The organism is Pseudomonas bijieensis, assembly GCF_013347965.1.
GTDB lineage: Bacteria > Pseudomonadota > Gammaproteobacteria > Pseudomonadales > Pseudomonadaceae > Aquipseudomonas > Aquipseudomonas bijieensis.
The window spans coordinates 6,175,206-6,192,810 of record NZ_CP048810.1; the positions used below are offsets into that span (position 1 = coordinate 6,175,206).

The following is a 17,605-nucleotide window of genomic DNA, read 5'->3' on the forward strand; positions in this document are numbered from 1 at the left end:
GGTCTTCTCTCGAATAAGGGCGTGGGATCAGTGCCGGTGCTGGCGGGTTACGCCGGCGTCGAATTGCGCGACGATCTGTTGCCAGCCGGCGGCTGACAAAGTGGAGTCGTCCAGCGCGGTGGGGGCAGTGAGGCCGTTGCCGCGATTGAGCCAGATGTCGGGAGCGGCGTCGGACGCTTCGCTGATGCGCATCAGAAACGAACCAGCCACGGACGGATTGGCGCTGGCGCCGATGTAGGCCCGGTCTTCCAGCTGTTGCCAGGCGTGGCCACCGCGGCTGACGGAACTGGCGTCCTGGGCGAACGGTGCGAAGCCTTCTTCAGCGAGGGCCTGGGGGGCGGGCAGGGTGTGTTGGTCTTCGCGCAACAAGCGGATTTCATCCAGGGTCACCCGCAGGTCGGCATAGATACCTTGTTCGGCGGCGCTGAGGTCGCGGCGGGCGTCGAGCTGGTTCGAGGCCAGGTGAGGGGTGTCTTCGGCTTTGCCATGCCAGGCCACCACGGCCCCGGCCACCAGCACGATGACCAGGCACAACAGCAACACGTACAGGGTTTCATGCCCCGCGCCGGCGGGGCGGATGACTTGAGTCGTGGCGTTGTTCATGGGGCCTCGATGTCGGCTTGGTCGATTTCCACCACGTGGCCGGGGCCGGCGTCGAAGAGCACGTAGAATTCAGCGTTGGGTTTCTTGAAGGTCAGCTTCGAGTCGGCCCCGAGCTTGCCCGGGACGAGGATGGTCTCGTCGTAACCGATCACGTCCAGCGTCACTCCGGGCGCGCCGCTGCCGTCGGAAAAGCCACCGGTGCATTGGATCTGCTCGGCGTCGATGGCCTTGCATTCGCACATCGGGTTGTGGGCCAGGACGCTGGTGCTTGCGCCTGCGCAGAACAGCAGCGCCAGGCCCTTGGATAAGGCGCGGAGGGTCATGGTTTGGCTCCTTGGTGCTTCAGCCAGGCGACGGTGGCCGGGGAGGCCTGGTTCAGGGGAATGGAGGCCTGATGCATCGAACCGTCCCAACCCTCGAGGGTTATCCACAGTTCGGCATCGGGCTGGGTCTTTGGCGGGACCGGCAACAAGGCGCCCATGCGGTAGGGCGAACCGAAGAAAATCACCCCGGCGGCCCGCAGGCTCCGGGGCTTGCCAATGCGCAGGTAAGTGGCCTTGACCTGGCCGATACAGCTTTGGCACAGGGCGGCGTTGAAGTGCTTCATCGGCCCGGCAGGCCCTTGGACGCGTGGGGCTTCGTTGCGAAACTCCGCCAGGCGCAGGCTCCAGGGACCGACCTGGACTTCGCCGACGTCCCGCTCGCCAAGCCCGGCATCACCGCGGAACAGTGCCGCTTCGGAGAGGTATTTGGGCATGAACCCCAGGGGGATCAGCAGCAACAACACGTTGAGGTGGAAGCGCCATTTATGCCAGAACAGGCTCAGGCGCGACGGCGATGAAACGGTATTGGACGGGTTCACAGGCTGCCCTCCGACGATTCGCGGTGGACGGACGGTTGCAGTGCCTGGGCAATTCGGGCGCCCCGGTTGGGTTTCTGGCTACGCTTGAAGGCATTGGCGGTGGCCAGGGCCGTGCGTTTGGTCCAGATCAGCAGCCCGCTGAGGACCATCATGCTCAGGAGCAAACCGAAGAAAAACCAGATGAGCTTGATCCAGAGGCCGCCGAAGTCCCCGGTGTGCAAGGGCCGCATGGATTCGGTGACAAACTCCAGGGTCGTGCGGTCCGACAGCAACCGTGAGGCGGCCACGTCGCCGTTGTAGGGGTTGATGGTGGCGGTCTGGAACATCAATGGATACCAACCGCGGCCGCCGATTTCCAGATGGCTGTAGGCATTGCCCGGCAGGCTGATGAAACTCGCTTCCAGTCCTGGGATGCGTTGCTGGGCGATTTCGATGGCCCGGTCCAGGTTCAACTGCGGCGGCGCCTGGCCATCGACGGACAACGGCACGTTTTCACGGGCCACCACCGGGATGACCGGTTCGCTGGAGATGGAGATCTGGTTGTCGCCCAGCAAGGCCTGGATCAGGAACCAGGTGCCGGTGACAGAGATGACCGCGATGAACCAGATTGACCAGATACCGCTGAGCCGGTGGAAATCCCCCCAGAAAATCCGTGCACCATGACGGATCCGCAAGGTCGGACGGAGGAAGCCTTTCCAGAAACGCTTGTAGACCACCAGCCCGGTCACCAGGGACGCGAGCAAGGGCAGGCCCAGGAACGACACCAGGTACCAGCCCCAACTGTAGCCGTTGGTGAACGGCACCAGCCACCAGCCATGCAGGGCGCGGGTGAAGGCCTGGAAGTTGAATGTCGGCGCCGAGCCCTGGATGACGCCGCTGTACGGGTTGACGTAGACCGTGTCGGGGCGTCCGTCGGGGTAGGTCACGCCGACTTCCAGGGCAAAATGCGACTCGTCCGGGCGGATGATGCTTTGCACCTGGGTTTGCGGCTGGGCCTGCTTGATCGCGGCGATCACCTGGTCATAGCTGAGCAGCGGGGCTTCGTCCGAGGGCTTGCTGGCCCGCATGTCGGGGTTGGCCAACCAGACGATCTCCTGGCTGACCACCGCCAGGGTGCCGGTTACGCAGACGATGAGCACGAAAAACCAGATGGGCAATGCCAGCCAGCTGTGCACCAGGAACCAGAGTTTGGAGCGGGACTTCTTCGACATGATTGAACGTCTTGATTCGATGAAAGGTTCCGTATTACGGGCTTCGCAACACCATGAACCGAAAAAAGCGGACCGTGGCTTTTGCCGACGCGGCCTGCTGCATCTAATTAAGACGAACGAGCGATCGCAATCCTGAAGGGGAAGATGAAAGAAAATGTTTCGCGTTTAGTGTCAGTGTCTTTTGTGGCCAGGGAGTAAGCCCCTGGCCACAGGAACGGTCAGCCTTGTTGAAACATTTCCCTGGCCCGTTGCTCGATCTGTTCCTGGCTCAGGTCCTCCTTGTGCGTCGCGAGGAACCACAGATGCCCATAGGGATCTTTCAAGGTGCCGGTGCGATCTCCGTAGAATTGGTCCTTGACCTCGGAAATCACCGTGCCACCGGCGGCAATGGCCTGGGCAAATGCGCTGTCCACGTCCTCGACATATAAATGCAGGCCGACCGATGGCGATTGGTCCGGGTTGCTCAGCGGGCCTTGGTCGCAAGGCGTGCCGAGCATGATCGGAAAACCGTTGATCCGCAGTTCGGCGTGGCCGATGCCTCCGTCGGGCATGGCCAGGCGCATGACCTCGGTGGCATTGAAGGCTTTTTTGTAGAAGTCGATGGCTTCGGCGGCTTTTTGAATGCCCAGGTAGGGCGTGATGTTATGGAAACCTTCGGGAATGGCTTTGACGCCCATGACGTTTCTCCTTGTTGTTATGGGAGGCGAAGAGAGTCTTCGTCGATTTGCGCCCATCCACTATAGGTCAGCAGCCGTGGACGGGCTCATGCCCCGACGAACGCTTCACGGCTGTTCCAGTAGGTGCGCCCCCGGCCCTTGTTTGCCCAGCGCGTCGCCCTGATTGCGTAGTGGGCAGGCCTCCATCGACAAGCATCCGCAGCCGATGCAACCGTTGAGTCGATCGCGCAGTGCCACCAATTGGTTGATGCGCTCGTCCAGGTCCTGGCTCCATTGCGCCGACAAGGTCTGCCAGTCGACGGCGGTTGGGGCGCGGTTGTCCGGCAGGTTCTTCAAGGCCTCGCCGATTTCCGCCAAGGGGATGCCCAGGCGCTGGGCGACCTTGATCAGCGCCACGCGGCGCAATACCGCCCGTGGGTAACGACGTTGGTTGCCCGGGTTACGCGTGCTTTTGATCAGTCCCTTGGCTTCATAGAAGTGCAGGGCGGTGACCGCCACACCGCTGCGGGCGGCCACTTGGCCGACGGTGAGTTCCTTGTGGACATCAATCTGCGTCATCGCTTCAATTCACTGCTTGACCTTAAGTTAACTAGAGGTTTTACCCTGCACGTCTTCGGATCGCAAGATTCGCCTTACCTGCATAGGGGACCTTTCATGCAATCACCAAGGAACAATCGCAGCTTCACCCAACTGATGGAATTCGACATCGAGCCTCAATGGCAGCAGGCGCTGGTAACGGCCTTGTCGGAGCAGACCGAACGCCTGGCCCGGGACCACCAGGGGTTCCTGAGTGCCAGCATCCAGGTCAGCGAGGATGGTCGGCGCGTGCTCAACTATTTGCAGTGGCGAACCCGCGAGGCAGGCGAGGCGGCGCTTCGAAGCTTCGAAAGTGGCGAGCAGGATTTCTGGCGGCTGATCCAGGTACACCGAGCCAAAGCCGTGACGTTCGGTTCGTTCCAGGTGCTACGCAACATCGAGCGCAGTCTGGACAACGCTCTGCATTGCCAGTTGGTCGACTGAGCGCGGCGACCGATCCGCATAGGCAATAGCCACTATCGAGAGGGTTGATTTCTGCCGCGCAGGGCTGGCGGGTAGCCTTTGTTCATCGCCCAACTCCAGAACACCGGACACCTGCCATGAACCGTACCCTCGCTGTTTTACTGCTGTTGACTGCAACCGTATTGAGCGGCTGTGCCTCCTCGTCTCCGGAGCTGCGTCCTTACACCGCCGACGAAGCTCGCGAACTTGCGCTGGAGGCCTTGAATCGTCGCGGCCTCTCCTTCGAGGAGTATCACGCGAAAAAGGCCGAGTTGCTTGGCACGGCACAAAAGAACGTTGGCTTCGACGACCGGGGCGAGATGAGTGCTGAGCGGGCCGTGCAACAGCCTGGTCGGTCGAGCTGAAAGACTGTACCGCTCGAAGTTTTGCTCAACTGTCCATGGGACGCCGGCAGGACGTGGGGTAGGGTCATCACCTGACTCACCGCCCGATGGATTGTCCTGACATGACCCTTTCGCTTGACCTGTTGCTGGGCTTCGCCCTGTTTGCCCTGGTGACCTCGATCACGCCAGGCCCTAACAACACCATGTTGTTGGCTTCGGGTGTCAATTTCGGTTTCAACCGCACCATTCCGCATATGCTCGGTATCACCTGCGGGTTCTTTTCCCTGGTGCTGGCGGTGGGCCTCGGCCTGGGCGCGGTGTTCCAGACTTATCCACTGCTCTATACCGCGTTGCGCTACATCGGCGCGGCGTACCTGTTGTACCTGGCGTGGAAAATAGCCCACTCCGGCCCGGTTTCGGAAGGCCAGCCGGGGAACGACAATACGCCGATCAGCTACTGGGGCGCAGCGGCGTTCCAATGGGTCAATCCCAAGGCCTGGATCATGGCCATCGGTGCCATCAGTACCTACACGCCACTCCAGGGTTACTTCTTCAATGTGCTGGTGATTGCGGCGGTGTTTGCCTTGATCAACCTGCCAAGTGTGAGCCTGTGGGTGGTATGCGGCAGCCTGTTGCGCAACCTGCTGCGTGATCGTCGCTGGTTGCGTGTGTTCAACTGGGGCATGGCGCTGTTGTTGGTCGCTTCGTTGTATCCGTTGTTGCTCGAAAGCATCAGTTGAGGGCTGAGCTTCGACGCGATGCCTGCTAAGCTCGCTGTTCAGGAGCGTTCCTACGCACTTTTAAACGAAGTCCGACTTCTTTAAGGTCTTTGATCAGGTATTGCTAGTCTCGAACCCAACGAGGGCGCCTGATCCCGGAGCAGGCTCTACGAGTTTCCTATGAATAAACGTCCTTTGTATTTCGATTACGCCGCCACCACGCCGGTGGATGAGCGGGTCATCCGGGTCATGGTCGAGTGCCTGGGCTTTGACGGCAACTTTGGCAACCCGGCGTCCAGTTCCCATGCCTTCGGCCAGGAGGCCCGGCGCTCGGTGGAGCGTGCGCGGCGGCAGGTGGCGCAATTGGTGGGGGCTGAGCCCGAACAGATCGTCTGGACTTCCGGCGCCACGGAATCCAACAACCTGGCCCTCAAGGGGGTGGCCCAGGCGCGCGCAGGTTCTGCCGGCCATGTCATCACCAGCCGGATCGAACACAAGGCGATTCTCGATACAGCACGCCAGCTCGAGGAAAGTGGCGTCGCCGTAACCTGGCTCGCACCGGACGCCGAGGGCCTGATCAGTCCGCAAGCGGTTCGTGAGGCGTTGCGCGAAGACACGTTCCTGGTGTCGCTGATGCTGGTGAACAATGAGTTGGGTACCGTCAACGATGTCATCGCCATTGGCGAGATCGTTCGCGAACACGGTGCATTGTTCCATGTAGACGCGGCCCAAGGCGCCGGCAAGGTGCAGATCGACCTGTCTCGCTGGCCGGTGGACCTGATGTCTTTTTCCGCGCATAAAATCTACGGCCCCAAGGGCATCGGCGCGCTTTACGTCGGCGACCGGGCCCGGCCACGGCTGTCGGCGCAGATTCATGGCGGTGGACATGAAGGCGGTTTGCGCTCCGGGACCCTGGCGACGCATCAGATCGCAGCCATGGGTGCTGCATTCGAACTGGCAGCCGCGGCATTCGACGAAGAACTCGCTAAAATCGCCCGGTTGCGCAATCGTTTGCTCGAGCCGCTACTGGCCTTGCCCGGTGTGCGTATCAACGGCAGTGCGAGCCGCCGGATTCCTCACACGCTGAGCCTGACGTTCAACGAAGGTGAGTTCAATCCGGCGACATTGGGCGCATCGATCGCATTTTCCGCGACCTCGGCCTGCAATTCAGCACAGAACACCCCGTCCCATGTGCTGCTGGCCCTGGGGCACGATGCCCGCGCGGCGGGGCGGACCATTCGCTTGAGCCTGGGTCGCTTTACCACCGAACAGGATATCGACGAGGCGGTGCGGCTGATCACGGCGGCGTGCGCGGCTGCGCCAGCATTCTGGGCCACGTAAGCCGTCTTCGGCATCGAACAACAATATCAATGAGCAGGAGAAACAATGAGCACCGAGCCTTTGCCCCATGGACTGGTTCCCCAGCGCCTGGCCCGAATCCGCCAACTGATGAGCCGAGAGGGCATTCACGCACTGCTGGTGCCATCGGCCGACCCGCATCTTTCCGAATACCTGCCGGGCTATTGGCAGGGGCGACAATGGCTGTCGGGGTTCCACGGTTCGGTGGGTACCTTGATCGTGACCGGCAATTTCGCCGGCGTCTGGGCTGACAGCCGTTATTGGGAGCAGGCGACCAAGGAACTGGAGGGCAGCGGTATCGAGCTGGTCAAGCTGATCCCAGGCCAGCCCGGCCCCCTGGACTGGCTGGCCGAACAAACGCCCGAGGGTGGGGTAGTCGCGGTCGACGGTGCGGTCATGGCCGTCGCATCGGCCCGTACCCTAGGGGGCAAGCTTGCCGAACGTGGCGCGCGGTTGCGCACCGATATCGATTTGCTCGAGGAGGCTTGGACTGATCGCCCAAGCTTGCCGGATCAACCGGTCTACGCCCATTTGCCACCCCAGGCGACCGTGAGCCGCGTCGAAAAACTCGCCAAGTTGCGCGAATCCCTCCAGGAGCGCGGTGCCGACTGGCATTTCATCGCCACGCTGGATGACATCGCCTGGTTGTTCAACCTGCGCGGTGCGGATGTGTCGTTCAACCCCGTGTTCGTTTCCTTTGCCTTGATCAGCCAGCAACAAGCCACGTTGTTCGTGGCCCTGGACAAGGTTGACGCACCGCTGCGTGCCGTTCTGGAGCAGGACGGCGTGACCCTGCGCGATTACAGTGAGGCCGCCGCCGCGTTGCGCGAAGTGCCGGACGGCGCGAGCCTGCAGATCGACCCGGCGCGGGTGACGGTCGGCTTGCTGGATAATCTGGGCAGCGGCGTGAAACTGGTCGAAGGTCTCAATCCAACGACGCTGGCCAAGTCCCGCAAAAGCCTGGCCGACGCCGAGCACATCCGTCGTGCCATGGAGCAGGACGGCGCGGCACTCTGTGAGTTCTTCGCCTGGCTGGAGAGCGCCTGGGGACGCGAACGCATCACCGAACTGACCATCGATGAGCACCTGACCGCCGCTCGCATGCGCCGGCCGGACTTCGTCTCCCTGAGCTTCAATACCATCGCGGCCTTTAACGCCAACGGCGCGATGCCTCATTACCATGCCACGGAAGAAGCCCATGCGGTCATCGAAGGTGATGGCCTGTTACTGATCGACTCCGGCGGCCAGTATTTGGGCGGCACCACTGACATCACTCGCATGGTGCCGGTCGGAACACCGACCGCTGAGCAGAAGCGTGACTGCACGCGGGTGCTCAAAGGCGTGATTGCCCTGTCCCGGGCCAAATTTCCGCGGGGTATTCTTTCGCCCTTGCTGGACGCCATCGCCCGCGCACCGATCTGGGCGGAGCAAGTGGATTACGGCCACGGCACTGGCCATGGCGTCGGCTATTTCCTCAATGTTCACGAAGGCCCGCAGGTGATTGCCTATCAAGCCGCTGCCGCGCCGCAAACGGCGATGCAGGCAGGCATGATCACCTCCATCGAACCGGGCACTTATCGTCCCGGTCGCTGGGGTGTGCGTATCGAGAACCTGGTGTTGAACCGCGAAGCCGGAAGCAGCGAGTTCGGCGAGTTCCTCGAGTTCGAAACCCTGACCCTTTGCCCGATCGACACCCGCTGCCTGGAGCCTTCGTTGCTGACCCAGGACGAAAAAGACTGGTTCAACGCCTACCACGCCGAGGTTCTGCGTCGTTTGAGCCCGTTGCTGGACGGCGACGCACTGCAGTGGCTCAACACCCGGACGATGGCGATTTGAGGTAGAGGATCAGGCGAGGGCTTCACGGACGAAGTCCAGCCGATCCTGGCCGAAGAACAGCTCGTCGCCGACAAACATGCTCGGGGCGCCGAACACGCCTCGTCCGATGGCTGCTTCGGTGGCGCTCTTGAGTGTTTGCTTGACCTGCTCGTCGTTCGTCAGGGCCAGCACATGGTCGGCGTCGAAACCGCCTTCGTTCAGGACCGCTGCGACAGTCGCCGGGTCATTGAGGTTGCGGCCGTCCACCCAAAAGGCGCGGAACAGGCAATCGACGAAAGCCTCGAAGCGTTCGGGATGGCGCAGTTGCATGCCGGTCACCGCGCGCATCAGCTGCAGTGTATTGATGGGAAAGTGTGGATTGAACTGGAAGGCGACGCCGTAGCGCTTGGCGAAGCGATTCAGATCCTTGAACAGATAAGGGTTCTTGGCCGGCACTGTTGCCGGTGAGGCATTGCCGGTCGCCTTGAAGACGCCGCCCAATAACATCGGACGATAGATCAACTGGCTGTTGGTCTGTGCGCACAGCGTCGGCAACTGGGTGTAGGCCAGGTACGTGGTCGGGCTGCCGAGATCGAAGTAAAACTCCATCGATTTGCTCATGGTATCTGCTCTCTTGTTGTTTTAAAGGGGCGGGTTTACCAGCGTTCGTTCCAAGGGCGCAGGTCCAATTCGAAGGTCCAGGCGTCGCGGGGTTGGCTGTGCAGGTACCAATAATTGTCGGCGATGTGTTCAGGGTTCAGGATGCCGTCCTGATCCTTGGTGGCATATTTTTCCGGGAAGTTATCGCGGATGAAGTCGGTGTCGATGGCACCGTCCACCACTACGTGAGCCACATGAATATTCAGCGGCCCCAGTTCACGGGCCATGCTCTGGGCCAATGCCCGGATGCCGTGCTTGGCGCCTGCGAATGCGGCGAACCCCGAAGCGCCACGCAATCCCGCCGTTGCCCCGGTAAACAGGATCGTCCCGCGCTGGCGGGTGACCATGCGCTTGGCCACTTCCCGCGCATTGAGAAAACCTGAGAAACAGGCCATCTCCCAGATCTTGAAATACTTGCGCGCGGTTTCTTCGAGAATGCTGCACGGAACGTTGGCGCCGATGTTGAACACGAAGGCTTCGATCGGACCGATCTGATCCTCGATTTGCTCGATGAGCGCAATCACGTCGTCTTCTTTGCGCGCATCACAGGCAAACCCGTGGGCTTCCCCACCTTGAGCGCGGATTCCATCCACCAGTGGCTGGAGTTTGTCGGCGCTGCGACGGGTAACACAGGCAACAAAACCTTCCTGCGCAAAACGCTTGGCAATCGCTCCGCCGGTGGAATCGCCCGCGCCAACAACCAGTACGACCTTCTTGTTATTCATGGTCTGCCTCATTGGTAAACGATCGTTAACTAAACGGACGTTATGCTAAGATCCGGCAAGCGTCAAGGTGAGTAATTCAGGAGCAGGACCATGCGATATTCAGCCAATCACAAAATGGAAACCCGCGAGAAACTACTCGCCAGCAGTGCCATTTCCGCCAAGAAATCGGGTTTTTCCACGGTCGGTGTCGATGGCCTGATGAAAGCGATCGGGTTGAGCGGCGGTGCGTTCTATAGCCATTTTTCATCCAAGGATGAGCTTTTCAAGGCCATCGTTGAGCGGGAGTTGGCCCAAAGCCTGGATCGCCTGAGCGGAGACGGTGCCATGGACTCGACGAAGCTGGAGCGCTGTCTCAAGCAGTACTTGAGCATGAGCCACGTTGAGCAGCCCGAAGCCGGGTGTGCATTGCCGGTGCTGGGTGCTGAGATTGCACGATCGGATGTCCAGGTGAGGGAGGCGGCGCAAACATGGATTTGTCGTTTGCACGAAAGCTGGGCGCGGATATTGGGGAGCGACAGCCTGGCTTGGGCCATCCTGTCTCAATGTGTGGGAGCGTTGGTTGTTGCGCGGATGCTGGTCACGCCGCAGGTCCAGCGTGATGTCCTCAAGTCCAGCCATGAGGAAATCCGTCGCCGAATGGCCGAACAAGGGCTCGACTGATGTGGCCTACTTACAAATGACGATCATGCTGCGGCTGGTATAGCCAGCGGGGTTGAGCCCGAAAGGATAATCCCCGGGCTCCTCGACGGCGTCGCCGGATTTGGCAATGACTTTGTAACCCTTGGGAGCGCATGAGTTGGCGGCGCTGGCGGCGCACTGCTCCCAGGATGAGGACAAGCCGGAGCAGTTGATGTGCAGACTCTTCTTGCCGCGCTTGACTTCAGTTTTCGACGTTGCCGCACAGCCCGCTACTGCAAGTACGGCGATCAGTATCAAAATTCGTTTCATTCCCGTCCTTATGATCTTCGTGGATCTTGTGTCCACGTACGATCATGTTCGCTCTTGCTTGACGCGTTCATGACTTCCTGTATGAAAAAATCCATGTCTGGCATTAGGTTACTGGCCTAAACATGGCCTAAATGCACGGCAAATACCAGACCTTCCTGAAATCCTGCTTCAATCTGCCGCGACGACAGGTTTCGCGGTGTTGGCCATGGTCAGCGTTGCGCCGACCGATGCCAGGATGATGCAGGCAATGGCTGTCCACTGGGCCAGGGACAAGTATTCCTGGAGAAAGACAAGCCCTGACAAGGCCGCGATTGCCGGTTCGATGCTCATCAGAGTGCCGAAAGTGCGGGCTGGCATTCGGGTCAGGGCGATCATTTCCAGGGTATAGGGTAGGGCGGTGGACAGGATGGCGACACCGATGGCGATTGGAATCAGGCTCGGTGTGAGCAGTGCGGCGCCCGCATGCACAATGCCGATAGGTGCGACGAACAGAGCGGCGATCATCACGCCCAATGCGGCGGTCTGCACACCATTGTCCGCGCCGGCCTTCTGGCCGAACAGAATGTACAGCGCCCAGCAGAAACCTGCGCCCAGTGCGTAGCCGGCCCCAAGCAGGTCAATACCGGCAGTGGTCGCCCCGGTCGGTATGAGCAGCAGTAAGCCAGCCACTGCCAGGGCAATCCAGAGGAAGTCGATTGCCCGGCGCGAGGCGTAAATGGCAACTGCCAGTGGGCCGGTGAATTCCAGTGCCACTGCAATGCCCAGTGGAACGGTGCGAACCGACATATAGAAGAGAAAATTCATGCCGCCCAATGCCATCCCATAGACGATCACGGTACGCAGGGATTGGGCGGTGAGCTTGGCACGCCAGGGGCGTAGCAATAACAGCATGATGAGACTGGCAAAAATGAGCCGCAGTGTCGTAGTGCCTTGTGCGCCTACCACCGGGAACATGCTTTTGGCGAGGGAGGCTCCCGATTGAATAGAGGCCATGGCTATTAATAGCAGGGCAACCGGATAGAGGGTGGAGGCCAGGCTACGATGTGGAGGGGGTGTCATTACGGGGTGTCGTCCAGAAATAAAGGCGGGAGGCTTTGTTGAGCAGTATATTGCGCATATGAAGTGATTCCGTCTATATACCTGGGTAGATTTAAGTGCCTTCTCGGATTACAGATAGAAAAATCAAATTAGAGGTTGACGGCAAATTCTGGACGTCTATAATTCGCCCCACTTCCGGCGCAGTCGAAACGGAAAACTCCTTGAAATTCAATGAGTTAAGTAGGTTTCGAAGGGGTCGGGCTTCAGGTCATCGAAGCCAGGAAGTAGCTGATAGGGCAGTGTGGGTTTGGCCTTTTCAGCGGTTCGATCTTCTCGGTCGAAAGCGGTGAAAAAGAGGTGTTGACAGCAGCGAGTAACGCTGTAGAATTCGCCTCCCGCTAACGAGAGATCGGAAGCGCAAGTGGTTGAAGTTGTTGATGTTTCCCAAGCGAAACTTCGAAAACTTCTGAAAATAACCGCTTGACAGATACACCGGGCGCTGTAGAATGCGCGCCTCGGTTGAGACGAAAGCTCTTAACCAACCGCTCTTTAACAACTGAATCAAGCAATTCGTGTGGGTGCTTGTGGAGTCAGACTGCTAGTCAACAGATTATCAGCATCACAAGTTACTCCGCGAGAAATCAAAGATGTAACCAACGATTGCTGAGCCAAGTTTAGGGTTTTCTCAAAACCCAAAGATGTTTGAACTGAAGAGTTTGATCATGGCTCAGATTGAACGCTGGCGGCAGGCCTAACACATGCAAGTCGAGCGGTAGAGAGGTGCTTGCACCTCTTGAGAGCGGCGGACGGGTGAGTAATGCCTAGGAATCTGCCTGGTAGTGGGGGATAACGCTCGGAAACGGACGCTAATACCGCATACGTCCTACGGGAGAAAGCAGGGGACCTTCGGGCCTTGCGCTATCAGATGAGCCTAGGTCGGATTAGCTAGTTGGTGAGGTAATGGCTCACCAAGGCGACGATCCGTAACTGGTCTGAGAGGATGATCAGTCACACTGGAACTGAGACACGGTCCAGACTCCTACGGGAGGCAGCAGTGGGGAATATTGGACAATGGGCGAAAGCCTGATCCAGCCATGCCGCGTGTGTGAAGAAGGTCTTCGGATTGTAAAGCACTTTAAGTTGGGAGGAAGGGCATTAACCTAATACGTTAGTGTTTTGACGTTACCGACAGAATAAGCACCGGCTAACTCTGTGCCAGCAGCCGCGGTAATACAGAGGGTGCAAGCGTTAATCGGAATTACTGGGCGTAAAGCGCGCGTAGGTGGTTCGTTAAGTTGGATGTGAAAGCCCGGGCTCAACCTGGGAACTGCATTCAAAACTGTCGAGCTAGAGTATGGTAGAGGGTGGTGGAATTTCCTGTGTAGCGGTGAAATGCGTAGATATAGGAAGGAACACCAGTGGCGAAGGCGACCACCTGGACTGATACTGACACTGAGGTGCGAAAGCGTGGGAGCAAACAGGATTAGATACCCTGGTAGTCCACGCCGTAAACGATGTCAACTAGCCGTTGGGAGCCTTGAGCTCTTAGTGGCGCAGCTAACGCATTAAGTTGACCGCCTGGGAGTACGGCCGCAAGGTTAAAACTCAAATGAATTGACGGGGCCCGCACAAGCGGTGGAGCATGTGGTTTAATTCGAAGCAACGCGAAGAACCTTACCAGGCCTTGACATCCAATGAACTTTCCAGAGATGGATTGGTGCCTTCGGGAGCATTGAGACAGGTGCTGCATGGCTGTCGTCAGCTCGTGTCGTGAGATGTTGGGTTAAGTCCGTAACGAGCGCAACCCTTGTCCTTAGTTACCAGCACGTTATGGTGGGCACTCTAAGGACTGCCGGTGACAAACCGGAGGAAGGTGGGGATGACGTCAAGTCATCATGGCCCTTACGGCCTGGGCTACACACGTGCTACAATGGTCGGTACAGAGGTTGCCAAGCCGCGAGGTGGAGCTAATCCCACAAAACCGATCGTAGTCCGGATCGCAGTCTGCAACTCGACTGCGTGAAGTCGGAATCGCTAGTAATCGCGAATCAGAATGTCGCGGTGAATACGTTCCCGGGCCTTGTACACACCGCCCGTCACACCATGGGAGTGGGTTGCACCAGAAGTAGCTAGTCTAACCTTCGGGGGACGGTTACCACGGTGTGATTCATGACTGGGGTGAAGTCGTAACAAGGTAGCCGTAGGGGAACCTGCGGCTGGATCACCTCCTAATCGACGACTCAGCTGCTCCATGAGCTCCACACGAATTGCTTGATTCATTGAAGAAGACGATTGGGTCTGTAGCTCAGTTGGTTAGAGCGCACCCTGATAAGGGTGAGGTCGGCAGTTCGAATCTGCCCAGACCCACCAATTTCATGGTGTCCCCGGTAAAGATACGGGGCCATAGCTCAGCTGGGAGAGCGCCTGCCTTGCACGCAGGAGGTCAGCGGTTCGATCCCGCTTGGCTCCACCATTACAGATTGGCACAACGTTTAAAGCTTAGAAATGAGCATTCCACCCCAGGGTGATGAATGTTGATTTCTAGTCTTTTGATTAGATCGTTCTTTAAAAATTTGGGTATGTGATAGAAAGATAGACTGAACGTTACTTTCACTGGTAACGGCTCAGGCTAAGGTAAAATTGTGAGTTGCTCTCATGAGCAAGATCGAATTTTCGGCGAATGTCGTCTTCACAGTATAACCAGATTGCTTGGGGTTATATGGTCAAGTGAAGAAGCGCATACGGTGGATGCCTTGGCAGTCAGAGGCGATGAAAGACGTGGTAGCCTGCGAAAAGCTTCGGGAGTCGGCAAACAGACTTTGATCCGGAGATGTCTGAATGGGGAACCCAGCCATCATAAGATGGTTATCTTGTACTGAATACATAGGTGCAAGAGGCGAACCAGGGAACTGAAACATCTAAGTACCCTGAGGAAAAGAAATCAACCGAGATTCCCTTAGTAGTGGCGAGCGAACGGGGACTAGCCCTTAAGCTTCTTTGATTTTAGCGGAACGCTCTGGAAAGTGCGGCCATAGTGGGTGATAGCCCTGTACGCGAAAGGATCTTAGAAGTGAAATCGAGTAGGACGGAGCACGAGAAACTTTGTCTGAATATGGGGACCATCCTCCAAGGCTAAATACTACTGACTGACCGATAGTGAACTAGTACCGTGAGGAAAGGCGAAAAGAACCCCGGAGAGGGAGTGAAATAGATCCTGAAACCGTATGCGTACAAGCGGTAGGAGCCCACTTTGTTGGGTGACTGCGTACCTTTGTATAATGGGTCAGCGACTTATTTTCAGTGGCGAGCTTAACCGAATAGGGAGGCGTAGCGAAAGCGAGTCTTAATAGGGCGTCTAGTCGCTGGGAATAGACCCGAAACCGGGCGATCTATCCATGGGCAGGTTGAAGGTTAGGTAACACTGACTGGAGGACCGAACCGACTACCGTTGAAAAGTTAGCGGATGACCTGTGGATCGGGTGAAAGGCTAATCAAGCTCGGAGATAGCTGGTTCTCCTCGAAAGCTATTTAGGTAGCGCCTCATGTATCACTGTAGGGGTAGAGCACTGTTTCGGCTAGGGGTCATCCCGACTTACCAAACCGATGCAAACTCCGAATACCTACAAGTGCCGAGCATGGGAGACACACGGCGGGTGCTAACGTCCGTCGTGAAAGGAAACAACCCAGACCGTCAGCTAAGGTCCCAAAGTTATGGTTAAGTGGGAAACGATGTGGGAAGGCTTAGACAGCTAGGAGGTTGGCTTAGAAGCAGCCACCCTTTAAAGAAAGCGTAATAGCTCACTAGTCGAGTCGGCCTGCGCGGAAGATGTAACGGGGCTCAAACCATACACCGAAGCTACGGGTATCACGTAAGTGATGCGGTAGAGGAGCGTTCTGTAAGCCTGTGAAGGTGAGTTGAGAAGCTTGCTGGAGGTATCAGAAGTGCGAATGCTGACATGAGTAACGACAATGGTGTGAAAAACACCCACGCCGAAAGACCAAGGTTTCCTGCGCAACGTTAATCGACGCAGGGTTAGTCGGTCCCTAAGGCGAGGCTGAAAAGCGTAGTCGATGGAAAACAGGTTAATATTCCTGTACTTCTGGTTATTGCGATGGAGGGACGGAGAAGGCTAGGCCAGCTTGGCGTTGGTTGTCCAAGTTTAAGGTGGTAGGCTGAGATCTTAGGTAAATCCGGGATCTTAAGGCCGAGAGCTGATGACGAGTTACCCTTTGGGTGACGAAGTGGTTGATGCCATGCTTCAAGAAAAGCTTCTAAGCTTCAGGTAACCAGGAACCGTACCCCAAACCGACACAGGTGGTTGGGTAGAGAATACCAAGGCGCTTGAGAGAACTCGGGTGAAGGAACTAGGCAAAATGGCACCGTAACTTCGGGAGAAGGTGCGCCGGTGAGGGTGAAGCACTTGCTGCGTAAGCCCACGCCGGTCGAAGATACCAGGCCGCTGCGACTGTTTATTAAAACACAGCACTCTGCAAACACGAAAGTGGACGTATAGGGTGTGACGCCTGCCCGGTGCCGGAAGGTTAATTGATGGGGTTAGCTAACGCGAAGCTCTTGATCGAAGCCCGGTAAACGGCGGCCGTAACTATAACGGTCCTAAGGTAGCGAAATTCCTTGTCGGGTAAGTTCCGACCTGCACGAATGGCGTAACGATGGCGGCGCTGTCTCCACCCGAGACTCAGTGAAATTGAAATCGCTGTGAAGATGCAGTGTATCCGCGGCTAGACGGAAAGACCCCGTGAACCTTTACTATAGCTTTGCACTGGACTTTGAATTTGCTTGTGTAGGATAGGTGGGAGGCTTTGAAGCGTGGACGCCAGTTCGCGTGGAGCCATCCTTGAAATACCACCCTGGCAACTTTGAGGTTCTAACTCAGGTCCGTTATCCGGATCGAGGACAGTGTATGGTGGGTAGTTTGACTGGGGCGGTCTCCTCCTAAAGAGTAACGGAGGAGTACGAAGGTGCGCTCAGACCGGTCGGAAATCGGTCGTAGAGTATAAAGGCAAAAGCGCGCTTGACTGCGAGACAGACACGTCGAGCAGGTACGAAAGTAGGTCTTAGTGATCCGGTGGTTCTGTATGGAAGGGCCATCGCTCAACGGATAAAAGGTACTCCGGGGATAACAGGCTGATACCGCCCAAGAGTTCATATCGACGGCGGTGTTTGGCACCTCGATGTCGGCTCATCACATCCTGGGGCTGAAGCCGGTCCCAAGGGTATGGCTGTTCGCCATTTAAAGTGGTACGCGAGCTGGGTTTAGAACGTCGTGAGACAGTTCGGTCCCTATCTGCCGTGGACGTTTGAGATTTGAGAGGGCTGCTCCTAGTACGAGAGGACCGGAGTGGACGAACCTCTGGTGTTCCGGTTGTCACGCCAGTGGCATTGCCGGGTAGCTATGTTCGGAAAAGATAACCGCTGAAAGCATCTAAGCGGGAAACTTGCCTCAAGATGAGATCTCACTGGGACCTTGAGTCCCCTGAAGGGCCGTCGAAGACTACGACGTTGATAGGCAGGGTGTGTAAGCGCTGTGAGGCGTTGAGCTAACCTGTACTAATTGCCCGTGAGGCTTGACCATATAACACCCAAG

At 57.8% G+C, this 17,605-nt stretch carries 16 protein-coding genes, 2 tRNA genes and 2 rRNA genes; 10 read left to right on the plus strand and 10 right to left on the minus strand.

The genetic code is table 11. The annotated features are described in order from the left end of the window. Nucleotides 1-27 precede the first annotated feature (27 nt). The 6 genes from GN234_RS27520 to soxR all read right to left on the minus strand — a co-directional run bounded on the left by GN234_RS27520 (nt 28) and on the right by soxR (nt 3,911). A complete protein-coding gene (locus tag GN234_RS27520; protein ID WP_176689357.1) occupies nt 28-603 on the minus strand; it encodes a DUF6162 family protein in 576 nt (191 codons plus the stop codon). Continuing rightward, nucleotides 600-926, minus strand: a complete 327-nt coding sequence (locus GN234_RS27525) for a hypothetical protein (protein WP_109756503.1) — start codon at nt 924-926, stop codon at nt 600-602. Before GN234_RS27525 ends, GN234_RS27520 begins: the two co-directional genes overlap by 4 nt. After that, nucleotides 923-1,483 (minus strand): thiamine pyrophosphate-binding protein, encoded by a 561-nt coding sequence (locus GN234_RS27530; protein ID WP_370873827.1) that lies wholly within the window; start codon nt 1,481-1,483, stop codon nt 923-925. Before GN234_RS27530 ends, GN234_RS27525 begins: the two co-directional genes overlap by 4 nt. Next, nucleotides 1,462-2,676 carry a PepSY-associated TM helix domain-containing protein gene (locus GN234_RS27535; RefSeq protein ID WP_109756505.1) on the minus strand — a complete coding sequence of 405 codons (1,215 nt, stop codon included), beginning with the start codon at nt 2,674-2,676 and terminating at the stop codon, nt 1,462-1,464. Before GN234_RS27535 ends, GN234_RS27530 begins: the two co-directional genes overlap by 22 nt. 218 nt (nt 2,677-2,894) lie before the next feature. Further along, nucleotides 2,895-3,353, minus strand: a complete 459-nt coding sequence (locus GN234_RS27540; RefSeq protein ID WP_003204037.1) for a VOC family protein — start codon at nt 3,351-3,353, stop codon at nt 2,895-2,897. A 105-nt stretch (nt 3,354-3,458) separates the two neighbouring features. Beyond that, complete coding sequence (gene soxR / locus GN234_RS27545; RefSeq protein WP_163857584.1) at nt 3,459-3,911, minus strand: redox-sensitive transcriptional activator SoxR; 453 nt, start codon at nt 3,909-3,911, stop codon at nt 3,459-3,461. A gap of 96 nt (nt 3,912-4,007) precedes the next feature. Between soxR and GN234_RS27550 the strand changes: the two genes are divergently transcribed. From GN234_RS27550 to GN234_RS27570, 5 genes are all read left to right on the plus strand, one after another. Further along, a complete protein-coding gene (locus GN234_RS27550) occupies nt 4,008-4,373 on the plus strand; it encodes an antibiotic biosynthesis monooxygenase (protein ID WP_163857587.1) in 366 nt (121 codons plus the stop codon). Between the two features lie 116 nt (nt 4,374-4,489). Further along, nucleotides 4,490-4,756, plus strand: coding sequence for a hypothetical protein (locus GN234_RS27555; protein WP_134925176.1), 267 nt, complete (start codon nt 4,490-4,492; stop codon nt 4,754-4,756). Between the two features lie 101 nt (nt 4,757-4,857). Further along, nucleotides 4,858-5,475 carry a LysE family translocator gene (locus tag GN234_RS27560; RefSeq protein ID WP_176689358.1) on the plus strand — a complete coding sequence of 206 codons (618 nt, stop codon included), beginning with the start codon at nt 4,858-4,860 and terminating at the stop codon, nt 5,473-5,475. 159 nt (nt 5,476-5,634) lie between these two features. Beyond that, nucleotides 5,635-6,795, plus strand: a complete 1,161-nt coding sequence (locus GN234_RS27565) for a cysteine desulfurase family protein (protein WP_163857590.1) — start codon at nt 5,635-5,637, stop codon at nt 6,793-6,795. Between the two features lie 45 nt (nt 6,796-6,840). After that, on the plus strand, nt 6,841-8,649 hold the full coding sequence (locus GN234_RS27570; protein ID WP_176689359.1) for an aminopeptidase P family protein: 1,809 nt from the start codon (nt 6,841-6,843) through the stop codon (nt 8,647-8,649). Between the two features lie 9 nt (nt 8,650-8,658). On the opposite strand, the gene GN234_RS27575 is transcribed toward GN234_RS27570, so the two are convergent. Together GN234_RS27575 and GN234_RS27580 are read right to left on the minus strand one after the other, a co-directional pair. Beyond that, the gene (locus GN234_RS27575) at nt 8,659-9,249 is read right to left on the minus strand and encodes a 2-hydroxychromene-2-carboxylate isomerase (RefSeq protein WP_176689360.1); all 591 of its coding nucleotides are present in this window, start codon (nt 9,247-9,249) and stop codon (nt 8,659-8,661) included. A 35-nt stretch (nt 9,250-9,284) separates the two neighbouring features. After that, entirely contained in the window at nt 9,285-10,013 is a 729-nt protein-coding gene (locus GN234_RS27580) for an SDR family oxidoreductase (protein WP_176689361.1), read from the minus strand. A gap of 90 nt (nt 10,014-10,103) precedes the next feature. On the opposite strand from GN234_RS27580, the gene GN234_RS27585 reads away from it, so the two are divergent. Then, nucleotides 10,104-10,673, plus strand: a complete 570-nt coding sequence (locus tag GN234_RS27585) for a TetR/AcrR family transcriptional regulator (protein ID WP_109756514.1) — start codon at nt 10,104-10,106, stop codon at nt 10,671-10,673. 6 nt (nt 10,674-10,679) lie between these two features. On the opposite strand, the gene GN234_RS27590 is transcribed toward GN234_RS27585, so the two are convergent. Continuing rightward, nucleotides 10,680-10,961 carry a hypothetical protein gene (locus GN234_RS27590; protein WP_109756515.1) on the minus strand — a complete coding sequence of 94 codons (282 nt, stop codon included), beginning with the start codon at nt 10,959-10,961 and terminating at the stop codon, nt 10,680-10,682. Between the two features lie 168 nt (nt 10,962-11,129). Next, entirely contained in the window at nt 11,130-12,020 is an 891-nt protein-coding gene (rhtA, locus tag GN234_RS27595) for a threonine/homoserine exporter RhtA (protein WP_176689362.1), read from the minus strand. Between the two features lie 683 nt (nt 12,021-12,703). Between rhtA and GN234_RS27600 the strand changes: the two genes are divergently transcribed. The 4 genes from GN234_RS27600 to GN234_RS27615 all read left to right on the plus strand — a co-directional run bounded on the left by GN234_RS27600 (nt 12,704) and on the right by GN234_RS27615 (nt 17,593). Then, nucleotides 12,704-14,231 (plus strand): 16S ribosomal RNA (locus GN234_RS27600). A gap of 62 nt (nt 14,232-14,293) precedes the next feature. Next, nucleotides 14,294-14,369: transfer RNA gene (locus GN234_RS27605), tRNA-OTHER, on the plus strand. A 27-nt stretch (nt 14,370-14,396) separates the two neighbouring features. Further along, nucleotides 14,397-14,472: transfer RNA gene (locus GN234_RS27610), tRNA-Ala, on the plus strand. A gap of 248 nt (nt 14,473-14,720) precedes the next feature. Beyond that, nucleotides 14,721-17,593: ribosomal RNA gene (locus GN234_RS27615) — 23S ribosomal RNA — on the plus strand. The 16S and 23S rRNA genes sit together here with 2 tRNA genes alongside, the layout of an rRNA operon. Nucleotides 17,594-17,605: the final 12 nt, after the last annotated feature.

Bases quoted from the DNA above. Each gene is read 5' to 3' on its own strand.
- GN234_RS27535 (WP_109756505.1), bottom strand. From the start codon at position 2,676: ATGTCGAAGAAGTCCCGCTCCAAACTCTGGTTCCTGGTGCACAGCTGG.
- GN234_RS27525 (WP_109756503.1), bottom strand. From the start codon at position 926: ATGACCCTCCGCGCCTTATCCAAGGGCCTGGCGCTGCTGTTCTGCGCA.
- GN234_RS27540 (WP_003204037.1), bottom strand. From the start codon at position 3,353: ATGGGCGTCAAAGCCATTCCCGAAGGTTTCCATAACATCACGCCCTAC.
- GN234_RS27585 (WP_109756514.1), top strand. From the start codon at position 10,104: ATGCGATATTCAGCCAATCACAAAATGGAAACCCGCGAGAAACTACTC.
- GN234_RS27580 (WP_176689361.1), bottom strand. From the start codon at position 10,013: ATGAATAACAAGAAGGTCGTACTGGTTGTTGGCGCGGGCGATTCCACC.
- rhtA (WP_176689362.1), bottom strand. From the start codon at position 12,020: ATGACACCCCCTCCACATCGTAGCCTGGCCTCCACCCTCTATCCGGTT.
- GN234_RS27555 (WP_134925176.1), top strand. From the start codon at position 4,490: ATGAACCGTACCCTCGCTGTTTTACTGCTGTTGACTGCAACCGTATTG.
- GN234_RS27565 (WP_163857590.1), top strand. From the start codon at position 5,635: ATGAATAAACGTCCTTTGTATTTCGATTACGCCGCCACCACGCCGGTG.
- soxR (WP_163857584.1), bottom strand. From the start codon at position 3,911: ATGACGCAGATTGATGTCCACAAGGAACTCACCGTCGGCCAAGTGGCC.
- GN234_RS27550 (WP_163857587.1), top strand. From the start codon at position 4,008: ATGCAATCACCAAGGAACAATCGCAGCTTCACCCAACTGATGGAATTC.
- GN234_RS27560 (WP_176689358.1), top strand. From the start codon at position 4,858: ATGACCCTTTCGCTTGACCTGTTGCTGGGCTTCGCCCTGTTTGCCCTG.
- GN234_RS27575 (WP_176689360.1), bottom strand. From the start codon at position 9,249: ATGAGCAAATCGATGGAGTTTTACTTCGATCTCGGCAGCCCGACCACG.
- GN234_RS27590 (WP_109756515.1), bottom strand. From the start codon at position 10,961: ATGAAACGAATTTTGATACTGATCGCCGTACTTGCAGTAGCGGGCTGT.
- GN234_RS27570 (WP_176689359.1), top strand. From the start codon at position 6,841: ATGAGCACCGAGCCTTTGCCCCATGGACTGGTTCCCCAGCGCCTGGCC.
- GN234_RS27520 (WP_176689357.1), bottom strand. From the start codon at position 603: ATGAACAACGCCACGACTCAAGTCATCCGCCCCGCCGGCGCGGGGCAT.